The 14,432-nt window shown below is 71.2% G+C and carries 13 protein-coding genes and 1 tRNA gene; 6 read left to right on the forward strand and 8 right to left on the reverse strand.

Annotated elements, in window-relative coordinates; all coding sequences use genetic code 11:
- Nucleotides 1–97: 97 nt before the first annotated feature.
- Both RWK90_RS12995 and RWK90_RS13000 read right to left on the reverse strand, forming a co-directional pair.
- On the reverse strand, nucleotides 98–1,549 hold the full coding sequence (locus tag RWK90_RS12995) for a family 43 glycosylhydrolase (RefSeq protein WP_314038043.1): 1,452 nt from the start codon (nucleotides 1,547–1,549) through the stop codon (nucleotides 98–100).
- Nucleotides 1,550–1,576: 27 nt separating this feature from the next.
- Nucleotides 1,577–3,220: an AMP-binding protein gene (locus RWK90_RS13000; protein ID WP_314038044.1), complete on the reverse strand. Its 1,644-nt coding sequence runs from the start codon at nucleotides 3,218–3,220 to the stop codon at nucleotides 1,577–1,579.
- A gap of 142 nt (nucleotides 3,221–3,362) precedes the next feature.
- Here RWK90_RS13000 and RWK90_RS13005 point away from each other — a divergent pair, with 142 nt between their 5' ends.
- Together RWK90_RS13005 and idi are read left to right on the forward strand one after the other, a co-directional pair.
- Entirely contained in the window at nucleotides 3,363–4,502 is a 1,140-nt protein-coding gene (locus RWK90_RS13005; RefSeq protein ID WP_314038045.1) for an acyl-CoA dehydrogenase family protein, read from the forward strand.
- Nucleotides 4,503–4,642: 140 nt separating this feature from the next.
- Nucleotides 4,643–5,218: an isopentenyl-diphosphate Delta-isomerase gene (idi, locus tag RWK90_RS13010; protein ID WP_314038046.1), complete on the forward strand. Its 576-nt coding sequence runs from the start codon at nucleotides 4,643–4,645 to the stop codon at nucleotides 5,216–5,218.
- Nucleotides 5,219–5,284: 66 nt separating this feature from the next.
- Here the strand turns inward: idi and RWK90_RS13015 are convergent, their stop codons facing one another.
- The 3 genes from RWK90_RS13015 to RWK90_RS13025 form a co-directional block, all read right to left on the reverse strand.
- Nucleotides 5,285–7,312, reverse strand: coding sequence for a calcineurin-like phosphoesterase family protein (locus RWK90_RS13015; RefSeq protein WP_314038047.1), 2,028 nt, complete (start codon nucleotides 7,310–7,312; stop codon nucleotides 5,285–5,287).
- A 376-nt stretch (nucleotides 7,313–7,688) separates the two neighbouring features.
- Nucleotides 7,689–8,954 (reverse strand): phosphoribosylamine--glycine ligase, encoded by a 1,266-nt coding sequence (gene purD / locus RWK90_RS13020; RefSeq protein WP_314038048.1) that lies wholly within the window; start codon nucleotides 8,952–8,954, stop codon nucleotides 7,689–7,691.
- 58 nt (nucleotides 8,955–9,012) lie between these two features.
- The gene (locus RWK90_RS13025; RefSeq protein WP_314038049.1) at nucleotides 9,013–9,717 is read right to left on the reverse strand and encodes a TetR family transcriptional regulator; all 705 of its coding nucleotides are present in this window, start codon (nucleotides 9,715–9,717) and stop codon (nucleotides 9,013–9,015) included.
- A 125-nt stretch (nucleotides 9,718–9,842) separates the two neighbouring features.
- Here RWK90_RS13025 and RWK90_RS13030 point away from each other — a divergent pair, with 125 nt between their 5' ends.
- Nucleotides 9,843–10,271 carry an HIT family protein gene (locus RWK90_RS13030; RefSeq protein WP_314038050.1) on the forward strand — a complete coding sequence of 143 codons (429 nt, stop codon included), beginning with the start codon at nucleotides 9,843–9,845 and terminating at the stop codon, nucleotides 10,269–10,271.
- A gap of 25 nt (nucleotides 10,272–10,296) precedes the next feature.
- On the opposite strand, the gene RWK90_RS13035 is transcribed toward RWK90_RS13030, so the two are convergent.
- The 3 genes from RWK90_RS13035 to RWK90_RS13045 all read right to left on the reverse strand — a co-directional run bounded on the left by RWK90_RS13035 (nucleotide 10,297) and on the right by RWK90_RS13045 (nucleotide 11,234).
- Nucleotides 10,297–10,689 carry a nuclear transport factor 2 family protein gene (locus RWK90_RS13035; RefSeq protein ID WP_314038051.1) on the reverse strand — a complete coding sequence of 131 codons (393 nt, stop codon included), beginning with the start codon at nucleotides 10,687–10,689 and terminating at the stop codon, nucleotides 10,297–10,299.
- Nucleotides 10,690–10,723: 34 nt separating this feature from the next.
- Nucleotides 10,724–11,101, reverse strand: a complete 378-nt coding sequence (locus tag RWK90_RS13040) for a nuclear transport factor 2 family protein (RefSeq protein WP_314038052.1) — start codon at nucleotides 11,099–11,101, stop codon at nucleotides 10,724–10,726.
- Nucleotides 11,102–11,161: 60 nt separating this feature from the next.
- Nucleotides 11,162–11,234, reverse strand: a tRNA-Thr gene (locus tag RWK90_RS13045).
- A 78-nt stretch (nucleotides 11,235–11,312) separates the two neighbouring features.
- Between RWK90_RS13045 and RWK90_RS13050 the strand changes: the two genes are divergently transcribed.
- The 3 genes from RWK90_RS13050 (at nucleotide 11,313) to RWK90_RS13060 (ending at nucleotide 14,430) form a co-directional block, all read left to right on the forward strand.
- Entirely contained in the window at nucleotides 11,313–12,695 is a 1,383-nt protein-coding gene (locus tag RWK90_RS13050; RefSeq protein WP_314038053.1) for a threonine/serine exporter family protein, read from the forward strand.
- 69 nt (nucleotides 12,696–12,764) lie between these two features.
- Nucleotides 12,765–12,947 (forward strand): hypothetical protein, encoded by a 183-nt coding sequence (locus tag RWK90_RS13055; RefSeq protein WP_314038054.1) that lies wholly within the window; start codon nucleotides 12,765–12,767, stop codon nucleotides 12,945–12,947.
- Nucleotides 12,948–12,981: 34 nt separating this feature from the next.
- Nucleotides 12,982–14,430: a trehalose-6-phosphate synthase gene (locus tag RWK90_RS13060; RefSeq protein ID WP_314038055.1), complete on the forward strand. Its 1,449-nt coding sequence runs from the start codon at nucleotides 12,982–12,984 to the stop codon at nucleotides 14,428–14,430.
- The last annotated feature ends 2 nt before the right edge of the window (nucleotides 14,431–14,432 follow it).

Below are 14,432 nucleotides of genomic sequence, written 5' to 3' on the forward strand. Positions count from 1 at the left end.
TGCGCTCCTCCCCGCCGTCAGTCCCGTCGTGCTCGCCGGTGGTCATGTCGTCTCCCGCTCGTCGTCACCGAATTCTCGCGCACACAGTGTCCGGCACTCACGATCCGAACGGTACCGATCCCAGCGCCCCGGATCCGAGTGACAGGGAGCCGTCCGGCGCCACCTCGAGGCCGAACACCGCGATCTCCTGCGCCGGGCCGCCGGCGAGGCCGATCGAGACCACCACCTCGTGTCGGCCCGCGGCCAGCGGGCGGGACGGGCGCAGGGTGAGGGTGCGATCGAGCTCGCCCCCGGCGGCGACGGCCGCCGACGCCGCGGGCAGGTCCCCGCCCGCGGCCACGATCGGCAGCGACGCCCGCCGCTTGTCGGGACCGGTGACGGTCGCCCGGAGCTCGCCCGTGTACGCGGCGCCGGTGGAGGCGATCCGCACGGGGAGATCGAGCACCTCGTCGTCGTCGACCCGTCGCAGCGCGGCGTCCCCGGCCGCGGTGAGGCGCACGGGTAGGTCGACCACCGGATCGGCGGGGCGCGCCTCGGACGGCGTCCCGTCGCCGACCACCGGCCAGCCACCCACCCAGTCCAGGCGGTCGAGCATCAGGTAGCGGCGCTGGACGCCGCCCGGCAGGACGGCCTGACCGCGCGGCGCCGCGTGGTAGACCATCCAGTCCTGCCCGGCGTCATCGGTCGCGACGTCGACGTGGCCCGGCCCGACCCAGTTCTCGTCGCCCCGGAGGATCACGTCGCCCGCGCCGCGCTCGAGCAGCGGGCGACCACTGCGGTCCGCGTACGGTCCGAACAGGTCGTCCGCGCGTCCGCCGAGGACCCGGTACTGCGAGCGCTCACCGTCGCAGCACAGTCCCGCGCTGGTGAACAGGTGCGTGTGCCCGTCCCGCGCGATGACGGCCGGCGCCTCGACCCCGGGGCCCGCGACGAGCACGGGCTCGCCCTCCAGCTCCGTGCCCGCATCGTTCATCGGCACCGCGTGGATGCCCTCGAAGTTCCCCATGAGCAGCACCGGGCCGTCCTCGGTGAACACGACCTCCGGGTCCATGGGGTCGAGGAGCTCGCCGCGGTAGTCCCCGAAGCACACGACCGGTCGCGCGTCGTGCCCCCACGGCCCCTCCACACCGGGCGCGGTGGCGCGGCCGATACACGGCGCGGAACCGCCGGTGGTGTAGTACATGACCGCCTCGCCCCCGGGCCGGACGTGCACGTCCGGCGCCCACAGGAAGGAGATCAGGGGCGCCCAGCGCGGCCGCGTGGTGAACGCGTCGCCGAGGTACTCCCATTCCACCAGGTCGAACGAGCGGAAGTGCGGGATGAGACGGTGCCCGGCGCCGTCCGCCCAGTCGTCGGAGGTCGCGTAGACGTGGAAGGCGCCGTCGGCGCCGCGGACCACCGTGGGGTCCGGGGCGACCGACGAGATCACGGGGTTGGCCGCCGCGGTGGGCACGAGGGCGGGGGCCGCCGCGCCCGTCGCCGCCGCGATGGTGACGACGACGACGAGGGACGCAGCGACGAGTGATCGGGCACCGGCGGCGAATGTCATGCCTGTGAAGTTAACGCCCCCGGCGCGTCAACTCTGTCCGGCGCGCTCCTTGCGCAGCAGAAAGCGCTGGATCTTGCCCGACGGCGTCTTGGGCAGCTCGCGCACGAAGTGGACCCGGCGGGGGAAGGCGTGGGCCGCGAACTCGGTCTTGACCCACTTCTGCAGCGCGGCCTCGGCCTCCGGGCCGCCGTCGACCCCGTCGCGCAGGACGACGTACGCCTCGAGCACCTCGCCCGCCAGCTCGTCGGGCACGCCGATCACCGCGGACTCGAGCACGTCCGGGTGCTTGGCCAGCACGGACTCCACGTCGAAGGGCCCGATGCGGTAGCCGGACATGATGATCACGTCGTCGTCGCGGCTGGAGAAGTAGAAGTGGCCGTCGGCGTCGATCTTGGCCGCGTCACCCGTGTAGTACCACCGACCGTCCGGGCTGAAGCGCTCGGCGGTCTTCTCCGGGGACTCGTGGTATCCGGTGAACCACATGAGCGGGCTGGCGGGGACGTCGATCGCGACCCGGCCCAGCTCCCCCACGGGCGCCGGCTCGTCGGCGTCGGCCGCCAGCACGGTGCACGACCAGCCCGGCAGGGGCACACCCATCGAGCCCGGGCGCACGTCCTGACGTAGCGAGTCGTGCCACGGGTTGATGATGAACATGCCGTGCTCGGTCTGGCCGTACTGGTCGCGGACCTCCACCCCGAACTGCTCGACGGACCACTCGATCACCTCGGGCGTGAGGGGCTCACCGGCGGCCGAGGCGCGGCGCAACTTCACGTCCGCCGGCGCGATGTCCCGCTTGGCCCGCATCGTCCGGTAGACGGTCGGCGCGGCGGCGAAATTGGTGACGTGGAAGTACTGGAGAACCGCGAAGGCCAGCTCCGGGGTGTAGCGGGCGTGCAGCAGCAGGCTGCGGCGCCCCACCGCCAGCGGCCCGAGGATCCCGTAGTAGAGGCCGTACGCCCACCCGGGGTCGGCGCCGTTCCAGAAGACGTCGTCAGCGCGCACGTCCAGGCCCGTCTCGATGTACTGGTGGAACGCGGCGAGCGCGCGCACCGGCACCACGACACCCTTGGGGGTGCCGGTGGTCCCGGAGGTGAAGAGCATGACCATGCCGGCGTCCGGGCCGGTGACCGCGGCCGGGCGGCCGGGCTCCTGCGCCGCGACGATGGTGGCCAGGTCGAGGTCGCCCTCGCGGGCGTCGGGGCAGTCCGCCAGCCCGGCCACGACCACCGGCACCGAGATCGACTCGAGCTTGCCGCGCTGGTCGGCGTCGGAGACGACCACCTTGGCGTCGCCGCCGGTGATGCGCATCTCGATGGCCGGCCAGGCGAACGCGGTGAACAGCGGCATGTGCACGGCCCCGAGCCGCCAGATCCCCATGAGCGTGAACACCAGGTCCGCGGACTTGGACATGAGCGTGGCCACCCGGTCGCCCTCGCCCACGCCGAGCTCCGCCAGCGCGGACGCGACCTTCTCGCTCTCCGTCCGCAGTTCGGAGTAGGTGATGTCGCGCCCGGACAGGTCCGCGTCGATGACGGTGAAGGCGACCGCGGCCGGATCGTGCCGGTCGCACAGGAACTCCGCGGCGCTCGCGCCGGGGACGTCGTAGATCGCCAGCAGTTCCTCCGGCGACAGGGGCGTGGACGTGGTGCTCGACTCGCTGCTCTCTGCCATAGAGCGGATTGTGGTCCAGACGACACCGCGAGCACCACCACCCACCGACGGGCACCCCCGCTTTCGGGCCTACCAGTCCCGCGAACCGGGCGTGCACTCTAATGGGACCCGGTAACTTTCCCGCACGCACCCGGAGGACCCCATGGCCGTGGACCGACTGCTCCCCAGCGACGAGGCGTACGAACTCCTCGAGATGACGCGCGCGGTCGCGGACAAGCTCCTCGAACCGATCGCCGCGGAACACGAGCGGAATCACACCTACCCCGAGGGGCTGTTCGCCCAGCTGGGTGAGGTCGGCCTGCTGGGCCTGCCCTACCCGGAGGAGTTCGGCGGCGGCGACCAGCCCTACGAGGTGTACCTGCAGGTCCTCGAGGAGCTCGGCGCCCGGTGGGCCGCCGTGGCGGTGGCCACGAGTGTGCACGGGCTCTCCTGCTTTCCGCTGGCCACGGCCGGCACCGACGAGCAGAAGGCGCAGTGGCTGCCCGGACTGCTCGCCGGTGAGCAGATCGGCGCGTACTCGCTGTCCGAGCCGCAGGCCGGGTCCGACGCCGCCGCGCTGCGGTGCCGGGCCGAGCGCGACGGTGGCGAGTACGTGGTGACCGGCACCAAGTCGTGGATCACCCACGGTGGGATCGCCGACGTCTACAACACCTTCGTCCGCACCGGCGAGGGCTCGCGCGGAATCTCGTGCCTGCTCGTCCCGCGCGACACCGAGAACCTCCACTTCGGTAAGCCCGAGGACAAGATGGGCCTCAACGGCGTGCCCACCACGACGGCGTCCTACGAGGGAGCCCGCGTCGACGCGGGTCGGCTCATCGGCGCGGAGGGCGAGGGCCTCCGGATCGCGTTCTCCGCACTGGACTCGGGCCGCCTCGGGATCGCGGCCGTCGCCACCGGCATCGCGCAGCGCGCGCTCGACGACGCGGTGGCCTACGCCAACGAGCGGGAGGCGTTCGGCAAGACCATCATCGGCCACCAGGGGCTGGGCTTCCTGCTGGCGGACATGGCCGCCGCCGTCGCCTCTGCGCGGGCCTCCTATCTCGACGCCGCCCGTCGCAAGGACGCGGGTCGCCCGTACTCCCGGGAGGCCTCGATCGCCAAGCTCACCGCCACGGACGCCGCGATGAAGGTCACCACCGATGCCGTGCAGGTCCTCGGCGGCGTGGGCTACACGCGCGAGTTCCCCGTCGAGCGCTACATGCGCGAGGCCAAGATCACCCAGATCTTCGAGGGCACCAACCAGATCCAGCGCCTGGTGATCGCCCGCAGCCTCGCCGGCTGACCCGCAGCCCCGCCGGCTGACCCACGGCCCGCCCGGCGGCGGGAGGCGGATCGGCCGCCCGCCGCCGCGCCTCCCCCGGCCGGGCCGTCCCCCGGGCCGCCGCGGTACCGGGGCGGTGGGAAATCCCTAGGCTGGACGGCATGTCCTCTCTCTCCGGCTCCGCTGCTGGCCCCGTCTCCTCGCCCGCCTCGGGCCCGACCGAGCTCGTCGTCCTCCTCGACGAGGACGGGACGCCCACCGGCACCGCGGACAAGGCCACCGTGCACACCACCGACACCCCGCTCCACCTGGCGTTCTCGTGCCACGTCATCGACGACGAGGGCCGCGTCCTCCTGACGAGGCGTGCGCTGGGCAAGCTGACCTGGGCCGGCATCTGGACCAACTCGTTCTGCGGCCATCCCGGTCCGGGCGAGGACCCGGTGGACGCGATCGTGCGGCGGGCCGAACAGGAGCTCGGTACGCGGGTGGACTCCATCGAGCCGGCGGTCCCGGATTTCCGGTACCGGGCTGTGGACGACTCGGGGATCGTGGAGAACGAGATCTGCCCGGTGTTCACCGCGCGCATCCGCGCAGCGCTGGACCCGCGCGCCGACGAGGTCTGCGCCCACCACTGGGCCAGGCCGGAGGACGTGCGCACCGCTGTCGACGCCACCCCGTTCGCGTTCAGCCCGTGGCTGGTCGCACAGGTCCCCCGCATGGAGCTCTACGCCCGCTGAGTCGGCCCCTGCACAGAGATGATCGCCCCGGGGAATTCTCCCCGGGGCGATCACCGTGTGTAGCGGTCAGGGCTGTGACTGCGGCCCGTCCTCCGGCGAGAGGTCGGGAGTGGGCTGCGGCCCGTCGGGGGCCTGCCGCGCCTGCCGCGCCTGCGGCGTGGCAGGAGCCTCCGGCGTTGGCAGGACCGTGAACTCGAAGGTCTCGGTCGAGACGACCCCGTAGCGATCAGTCGCGGTGATCGTCACCGTGTGCGTCCCGACCTCGAGATCCTCGGGGATCGCGTAGCGATACAGGTGAGGGCTGGAGTAGAACAGCGTGCCCCCGTGGACGAGATGGTGCGTCGTGGAGACGACTTCCGCATGCTGCCATCCCACCTTGAGCGGATCACCGGCCGGCTGGTTCAGGAAGCCCGGGGCCGAGGGCTCGCCATTGATCGAGAACTCGACGTTCGCCCTGGTCGACCCGCCGTAGAAGCTGGTCGAGATGGTCGAGCGCCCCGTCTGCACGTCCGCGAGCGTCAACGTCGAGGTGTCGAACTCCTCGGGTGCAGGAGCCGCCGCACCGGCGTCCCGCCACGCTTTGGCCGCCCTGGCCCAGTCATCCCAGGAGTAGCTGTAGATACCGGTCAGGGTCTGCTTGGTCTGAGGTTGGTTGCGCGCCGTGTAGAACTCGCTGCGGTTCGTACCGTCGAACCGCATCGTCAGCACGCCCGGCTCGGCCCCCTCGGGGGTGTACGCGTATGGAAGACCGTTCTCGTTGAGCGCGCCCGCGTTCCAGGAGCCCGACACCGCGCCGGCCACGATCTGATCGACGGGCAGCCGCGGGATACCCGCCTCGGTCCACGCCGGCCGGACCTCCCCGGCCACGAGGTTCTCGACCGTGTGCATGTGCCCGCTCACGGTGACCGCATTGGCGAACGGGGCAAGGATCTCGTAGAGCGCGGCGGCGTTCTGGGTCACCACGCCCCGGTAGTTGACCAGGGGCGCGTGCGAGGCCACCACGATGTGCTTGCTCCGGTCCACCGTCGCGAGATCGTTGCGGAGCCACTCGAGCTGCTCCTCCGGGATGGTCTCGACGTAACCCCCGTACGCGCCGCCAGCAGTGACTCCGTTGTAGCGGAGGTTGAACAGGGCCACGATGTGGGTCTGACCCACGTCGTAAGAGAAGTACGGCGCTCCGAAGTCACGACGGAAGGTGTCGACCGAGTTCTCGTACCCCGGCGAGTCGAAGTTCATGTCGTGGTTCCCCGGCAGGGCACGGACGGGCCCGTTCATCTCCGAGTAGAGCTCCTTGACCGCCTCGTTGAGGCTGAGATCGTTCTCCACGTTGTCACCGAGCAGCAGCACGCCGCAGGAGGAGTAGTCCTCACGTGCCGCGAGGTCCGCCACCACGCCGTTCCGCGCGTACCCCACCTCGGCCAGGTTCTTGGGCTGCGTGTCCGCGGCGAACACGCAGCTCTGCTCATCCGCCGCCGTGTCCCGCCACGGGGCCAGCGGGAAGTTCACCGCCGCCGGCAGGTCGCCGGTGGGCGCGACCCCGGGGAAGCGCAACGTGGGCGAGCCCTCCGGGTAGTGGTTGAAGCTGAACTGCGCGAAGTTGTTCTGGTCGACCGGCACCTGCCAGCCCGCGGGCTGCGTGACGAACGCGGTGAAGTTCCCCCGCACCGGCAGGCTGTACACGCCCTGCGCGTCGGTCTCCACGACATCCACGCCGTTGGAGACACTGACCCCCGCGACCCCCGCCTCGCCCTCGTCGAGCTGCGAGTTCCTGTTGGCATCGTCGAACACGCGGCCGGTGAGCGTCTGCGGATCCGCGGCGGGGCCGCTGACGACCTCCACGCTCCCCTCGTACGGCCCCTCCGGCTGACCCGGCCCGGGGTCGACGGGGCCCGGGTCCACGGGGCCCGGGTCCACGGGGCCGGGGTCGACGGGGCCGTCACCGCTTCCCGAGGAACCGGCCGACCCTCCCCCGCCGGCTGATCCGCTCAGCGAACCGGACGACAGCTCGCCTGTGGGCTGCGCCCCCGCCGGGGCCACCGCCAGGGCCGACGCCACGACCACTGAGATGCCGGTCGCGGTGATGCCCCGTGCCATGCGGCGTGTGCGATGGAGGCGGGATCTTCCAACCATCATGGGTCTCCTAAGAAAACATCAAGCGCGGCTTATGAAGTCGCGCTTACGGAAGGTGAGGTTCACAGGAGAACATAAGGAGAGAATTATCTCAATACTTTTTCATTTTTTGATGACGACGTTGACATCTGTCCAACAGAGCTCCGCCCACACGCGACTGCCTGACCAGCGCCGCACCGCCCGGCCGACCGGAACAGTCACCGACGATTTTTTCTGGTCCGCCCCCGCCGCGACCCGCCCTCGCGGCTCCCGAACCCGCCGGGTGCGCCCCGGAAGCGCGAGGGCCCCGTGACCGCCTCTGCGGTCACGGGGCCCTCCCCGCCGGGCATCGCCCGACGGTCTACGCGAGTGGGCCGGGGATGCTGATCCGCCCCTCCTCCGCCGCCTGGCCGATGTCGCGGCGGAAGTGTCCCCCCGGCAGCTCGACCCCCTCGAGGACCCGGTACGCCTCGGCGCGGGCGGCCGCCAGATCCGGGCCCGTCCCCACGATCGAGAGCACTCGCCCGCCGGCCGAGACCAGGCGCCCCTCCGCGTCGCGGGCCGTGCCCGCGTGCAGCACTCCCGGCTGCTCCGCCCCCTCGATGACATCTCCCCGTCGCGGGGTCGACGGGTAGTGCTCGGCGGCGAGCACCACGGTCACGGCGGCGCCGTCGCGCCAGACGAGGGGCGGCAGTTCGGACAACCGACCGGTCGCCACCGCGTGCAGGGTCTCGCCGAGCGGCGACTCGAGCAGGGCAAGCACGGCCTGGGTCTCCGGGTCCCCGAAACGGCAGTTGAACTCCACCACCTCGGGACCTTCGGCGGTGATCGCCAGCCCGGCGTACAACAGCCCCGAGAAACCACACCCGCGGGCGACCATCTCGCGGGCGACCGGCTCGCACACCTCGGTGACGATCCGCTCGACCATCCCCTCGGGCAGCCACGGCAGCGGGGTGTACGCACCCATGCCGCCGGTGTTGGGTCCACGGTCTCCCTCCCCGACGCGCTTGTGATCCTGAGCGGGGAGCAGCGGCACGACGGTCTCGCCGTCGACCAGACAGAACAGCGACACCTCGGGACCGTCGAGGAAGGACTCCAGCAGGACCGGGTGGCCGTCGTCGAGGCACGCCAGGGCGTGGGCGTGGGCGGCGGCCCGGTCGGGGGTCACCACGACGCCCTTGCCCGCGGCCAGCCCGTCGTCCTTGACCACCCACGTCGGGCCGAAGCGGTCGAGCGCCTCGTCGAGGTCGGCGGGCGAGTCCACGATCTCGGCCCGCGCCGTCCGGACACCGGCGGCGGCCATGACGTCCTTGGCGAACGCCTTGGACCCCTCGATCCGGGCGGCCTCGGCGGACGGGCCGAAGACCGGGATCCCGGCCTCCCGCAGCGCGTCGGCGACCCCGGCCACCAACGGCACCTCGGGACCGATCACCACGAGTTCCGCGTCGATCCTGCGCGCCAGGGCGGTCACCGCGGCGGGATCGGTGACGGCGACCTCGTGGCGCGTCGCCTGCACCATCCCGGGATTGCCGGGTGCGGCGTGCAGCTCGGACACCGCGGGGTCCGCTGCGAGGGCTACGAGGAGGGCGTGCTCACGGGCACCGGAACCGATCACGAGAATGCGCACAACGCCTACAGTAGCGTCGTGCCCTCGCGGCCTCGAGCGGGCCCGGAACGTACGGCCCCTAGGCCGCCCCGTCGGCGCCGATTCCGCCGGTCTGCGCCACCTCGTCGCGGACCCGCAGACCCGCCTCGGTGAGCAGATCGGTCAGGCAGAGATCGATCGTGCGCGCCGTCGCGCGCACCGCCGACGGTGTCCGCATGGAGTGCACGCCGTACATCGCCTGGGCGCTCAGCCCGTCGATCGCCGCCCACAGCGGCAGGTGCTCGCCGATCAGGGTGCCGGGCCGGAACGCCCCGGCGTCGATCCCCCGCTCGACGATCTCCTGCAGCTTCACCCGGATGGTGCCGGCCCGCTCCGTGACGGTCTGGGAGGAACCGAGGTTCTCGATCATCGTCCGCGCCCAGGCCGGCTCGTCGATCGCGAAGTCGACCATGGCGACGGCCGCGTCCCGCAGCTCGAGGTAGGCGGCCCGCACGGGATCAGAGCCGGCACCGGTGATCTCACCGGCGTCGACACGCGCGGCCATCTCCGCGAACCCGCGGGCCGAGACCTCTTCGACGAGTTGCTGCCGATTGGCGAAATGCCGATACGCGGCGGTGGCGGACACGCCGATGTGCGGCGCGATCTCGCGGAGGACGATCGCCTTCTCCCCCGACACGCGCGCACGCGCGGTGGCCTCCTGGATGATGGCGTTGCGGAGGTCGCCGTGATGGTATGCCTTCTTCTTCACCGCGCCCTCTGCAGTCGCAACACTTGCCTCGACCATGTCGATGCTCCTTCGCGTGAGTAGAGGACCCGAAGCCGCCCGGTGGGCGGCCGACATCCCCTATTAGACCACTTGTTACCACTCATCCACCGGATGGCGTCGGCACGGGTCCGTAGGCTGTGGTCATGTCGACGGTTTTCAGCAAGATCATCGCCGGTGAACTACCGGGCCGTTTCGTGTGGAAGGACCCGGAGGTGGTGGCGTTCCTCACGATCGCGCCGGTCGCGCCGGGTCACACCCTCGTCGTGCCGCGGGCGGAGGTCGACAAGTGGACGGACCTCGAACCCGCGCTGCTGGCCCGCCTCAACGAGGTCGCCCAGGCGGTCGGCAGGGCGGTGCTCTCCGGGTTCGGGGCCGAGCGGGCCGGTTACCTCATCGCCGGCTTCGAGGTCCCACACACGCACATCCATGTCTTCCCGGCGAACGACATGTCCGGTTTCGACCTGTCACTGGCGAACCCCGACGCCCCGGCGGAGGAGTCGGACGTCGCGGCTGAGACCCTGCGCCGTGAACTCCGCGAGATGGGCCACGGGGAGTTCGTCCCCGAGGCCTGAGCCCCGGGCGCGGTGCTCCGGGCGATCAGTGACCGAACGCCCGGAGCACCGCCTGCGCGTCCTGATAGTCGGTCCACTCGTGCACGAGCCCGTCCCACACCGTGAAGAACGCGCCCACCTCGACGGTGAGCCGGGTGCCGTTGATCGTCACGTGGGTGGTCCGGTTGATGGCCGCCGTCTCGCCGGCACCCAGCACGTGGTGGATCTGCATCTCGCAGTCCGTGCACACCTCGGCCGTCAGCTGCATGATCTCGAGCAGGCCCTCATGGCCCTCGATCAGGTCCTGCCCCTCGATCCTCAGGAGCAGATCGGGGCTGCTGTACGCGCACGCCGTTTCGTAATCCCTCGCGAAGACGGCCTCGAGGAACGCCCGGGCGACCCGACCGGGTTCCAGCTGCACCGACTGTTCGTTACTCATCCCCGCTCGCTCCCCGCCTGCCGCCGACGCCACGTCAACCGATGACCCGGTCGATCGACTCCATGCTCTTGTAGTCCGACCATCTCGTGACCACCCCGTCCTCGACCTCCACGAAGGAGCACCCGCGGATCTCGATCCCCCCTGAGGGAATGGTGTACAGCTCGAGCCGGCGGAACGCCACCACTTCGCCGACCTCGAGGATCTCCCCCTCGACCGAGACGTCGAGGAACCCGGCCAGTCGCGCGAAGTCGGAGGCGATGTCCCGGATCCCCTCGTGTCCCTCGTACCGACGGACCTGACCGGTGGTGTAGATGATCGACGGGTCGGAGAGTCCGACCGCGGTCTCGACGTCTCCTGAGACCACGGCGGCCATCCATTTGAGGGCCACTTCGCGCGGGGACTGGTCTGTCACGGGGATGCCTCCGGGAGAGGGGGTGGAAGGTGGGGGCATCCTACCCGGAAGGTCCGACAGAGCTGGAGACGAGACTTGAACTCGCAACCGCCCGATTACAAGTCGGGTGCGCTACCAATTGCGCCACTCCAGCGCGGGCCCGACGGCGACGACGGACCCGCTGGACATCCTAACCCGCCCGCCTCCCGGGTCCTTGACTACGGTGTGCAGCGTGGAGACCCGCGACGCACCCGCACCGTTCACCCGCCCCCTGGCGTGGCTGGGCCTGCGCAAGTCCGCCATGGACCTCGCGGTCGAGCCGCCCCTGTCGCCCATGGCCCCCGTCGACCTCGACGACGACGGCGCCGTCACCGACGTGCTCAACCTGGCCCTCGAGATCGGCGGCATCCTGCTGTCCTCGGGTGAGGGTGCCGCCGACACCGTGGCCCAGGCCGAGTCCGTGGCCGCGGCCTTCGGCCTGCCGGGCGCGACGGTCGAGGTCACCTTCACCTCGCTCACCATCGGGGTCAACCGCCGGCGCGGCCGCCCGCCGATCTCCGTGATCCGTGTCGTCAACTACCGGACGGTCGACATGACCCGGGTGACCCGCGTGTCGCGTCTCATCGACCTCATCGTCCGGCGCCAGCTCACCGTCGACCAGGCGACCGCCGAGGTCGACAAGATCGTCACCTCCCCGCACCCGCACTCGTTCCGCGTCGCCGTCCTCGGATGGGCGATGCTGGGGTGTGCGGTCGTCATCCAGCTCGGCGGCAGCCCCCTGGCGGGACTCATCTCCATGGTCTCGACCTTCGCCCTGATGTACGCCAACCGCTTCCTGGACCGCCACCGCCTGCCGTCGTTCTTCCAACAGGTTGTGGGTGGGTTCATCGCCGCCGGGTGGGCCCTGGCCGCCTACGTGGCGCTCAGCGACAACTTCATCGAGATCCAGCCCTCGCAGCTGGTCGCGGCGGGCATCATCGTCCTCCTGGCCGGACTGACCCTGGTCGGCGCGATCGAGGACGCCATCACCGGGTTCCCCGTCACCTCCGCCGGCCGCGGGGTGGAGACGCTGATCATGACCGGCGGCGTCATGGGCGGCATCACGATCGCGCTGGCCGTCTTCGCCCGACTCGGGTTCGCCCCTCCCCCGATCGACCCGTCGATCGCGGGGAACGCCGCGGTCCACGTGGCGGTGTTCGCCGCCGGCGTCGGCGCGGCCGGGTTCGCGGTGGCCAGCTACGCGACCGTGCGCGCCACCTGGCTCGCCGCGGGCGTCGGCTCGATGGGCATGCTCATCTACCAGGCGGTCATCGGCACCGGGCTGGGCGTGATCGTGGGCTCGGCCCTCGCCGCGTGCTTCATGGGCCTGTTCGGCGGCATCCTCGCCCGTATCGCGACCGTTCCCCCGCTGGTCGTCACCATCGCCGGCATCACCCCGTTCCTGCCCGGCCTGTCGGTGTACCGCGGCCTGTCGGCGCTGACCAGTGACCAGACGGGGATCGGCCTGGGCCTGATGTTCCAGGCGCTGGCGATCGCGGTGGCGCTGGCCGCCGGGATCGTGTTCGGTGAGTGGGTGACCCGCAATCTGCGCCGGTCGGCCGCCGCCGACCAGTGACGTAGAATCGGCCGCGGACGACGCCGCCCGGCGGCATCCTCGTCCGTCACCGACCTCAGGAGGACACCGATGGCATCCGCCGCCGCCAGCAAGGAACCCGAACTCGACGATCTCGAGCCGGTCGCCGACGAGACGGCCGACCAGGCCCGACTCGTCGTGGCCTCGTACTCCGCCGACGCGGACGAGTGCCGGATGCTCCTGGACATGCTGGGGATCGGCCCGGAGCCGCAGGTGACGGCGGACGCGGAGTAGGCAGCACACGGCGACTCGAAACGAGGACACGCGGATGACGAGCGGAACCGGGCAGACGTCGACCGGGGCGGGAGCGGACTTCGTCGTCGTCGCCAACCGGCTCCCCGTGGACCTCGTCATCGACCGTGACGGCACCGAGCACTGGAAGGCCAGCCCCGGCGGCCTCGTCACGGCGCTGGAGTCGATCCTCAAGGCCAACGACGGCGCGTGGGTGGGGTGGCCGGGCGTCCCGGACGCCTCCCCCGCCCCGTTCGACGCGGACGGTATCCGCCTGCACTCGGTGACGTTGTCGGCGGGCGACGTCGAGCTGTACTACGAGGGCTTCTCCAATGCCACGCTGTGGCCGCTGTTCCACGACGTGGTGGTGCCGGCCGAGTACCACCGCGAGTGGTGGAACGCCTACCGCGAGGTCAACACGCGGTTCGCCGAGGCCACCGCGGAGGCCGCCGCCGAGGGCGCCACGGTCTGGGTGCAGGACTACCAGCTGCTGCTGGTCCCCGCCCTGTTGCGCGAGATGCGGCCCGACCTGACCATCGGCTTCTTCCTGCACATCCCGTTCCCGCCCGTCGAGCTGTTCATGCAGTTGCCGTGGCGCAACGAGCTCGTCGAGGGCATGCTCGGCGCCGACCTGGTGGGCTTCCACCTGTCGGGCGGGGCGGACAACTTCCGGATCCTCGCCAACCGGCTGCGCGGCTACCCGTCCGCACGGTTGCGCTCCGCGCGCGGCCGGGCCTCCGAGATCCGCGTCGACGACCGCGTGGTGCGGGTCGGCGCATTCCCGATCTCGATCGACTCCGCCTCCGTCGACGCCGCCGCCCGCCACCGCGAGACCCGCGCCCGTGCCGACCGCCTGCGGGACGAGCTCGGGTCACCGAAAGTGCTCCTGCTGGGCGTCGACCGACTGGACTACACCAAGGGCATCGACGTGCGCCTGCGCGCGCTGGAGGAACTGCTGGAGGAGGGCCGCCTGGATCCCGCGGACGTCACCCTGCTGCAGCTGGCCACCCCGAGCCGCGAGCGCGTCGAGCAGTACCAGATCATGCGCTCCCGGATCGAGGAGTCGGTCGGGCGCATCAACGGCTCGTTCGGCGAGATCGGGCACCCGGTGGTGACGTACATCCACCGTCCGGTGCCCAAGTCGGAGCTGACGGCGTTCTACGCGGCGGCCGACGTCATGCTGGTCACGCCGGTGCGCGACGGGATGAACCTGGTGGCCAAGGAGTACGTCGCGGCGTGCACGGACGGTGAGGGCGCCCTGGTGCTCAGCGAGTTCGCCGGCGCGGCCGCGGAGCTGCGTCAGGCGTACCTGTGTAATCCCCACGATCTCGACGGGGTCAAGGACGCCATCATGTCCGCTGTCGAGGACCCGGCCGAGGAACGCCGCCGCCGCATGCGGACACTACGTCGACAGGTCCTGGGCAACGACGTCCACGCGTGGGCGCGTCGGTTCTTCCAGACCCTCGACGCGACCTCCGGCGACTAGCG

It is taken from the genome of Dietzia sp. CH92 (assembly GCF_032248695.1).
Lineage (GTDB): Bacteria > Actinomycetota > Actinomycetes > Mycobacteriales > Mycobacteriaceae > Dietzia.

Bases quoted from the DNA above. Each gene is read 5' to 3' on its own strand.
- RWK90_RS12995 (WP_314038043.1), bottom strand. From the start codon at position 1,549: ATGACATTCGCCGCCGGTGCCCGATCACTCGTCGCTGCGTCCCTCGTC.
- RWK90_RS13000 (WP_314038044.1), bottom strand. From the start codon at position 3,220: ATGGCAGAGAGCAGCGAGTCGAGCACCACGTCCACGCCCCTGTCGCCG.
- RWK90_RS13005 (WP_314038045.1), top strand. From the start codon at position 3,363: ATGGCCGTGGACCGACTGCTCCCCAGCGACGAGGCGTACGAACTCCTC.
- idi (WP_314038046.1), top strand. From the start codon at position 4,643: ATGTCCTCTCTCTCCGGCTCCGCTGCTGGCCCCGTCTCCTCGCCCGCC.
- RWK90_RS13015 (WP_314038047.1), bottom strand. From the start codon at position 7,312: ATGGCACGGGGCATCACCGCGACCGGCATCTCAGTGGTCGTGGCGTCG.
- RWK90_RS13025 (WP_314038049.1), bottom strand. From the start codon at position 9,717: ATGGTCGAGGCAAGTGTTGCGACTGCAGAGGGCGCGGTGAAGAAGAAG.
- RWK90_RS13030 (WP_314038050.1), top strand. From the start codon at position 9,843: ATGTCGACGGTTTTCAGCAAGATCATCGCCGGTGAACTACCGGGCCGT.
- RWK90_RS13035 (WP_314038051.1), bottom strand. From the start codon at position 10,689: ATGAGTAACGAACAGTCGGTGCAGCTGGAACCCGGTCGGGTCGCCCGG.
- RWK90_RS13055 (WP_314038054.1), top strand. From the start codon at position 12,765: ATGGCATCCGCCGCCGCCAGCAAGGAACCCGAACTCGACGATCTCGAG.
- RWK90_RS13060 (WP_314038055.1), top strand. From the start codon at position 12,982: ATGACGAGCGGAACCGGGCAGACGTCGACCGGGGCGGGAGCGGACTTC.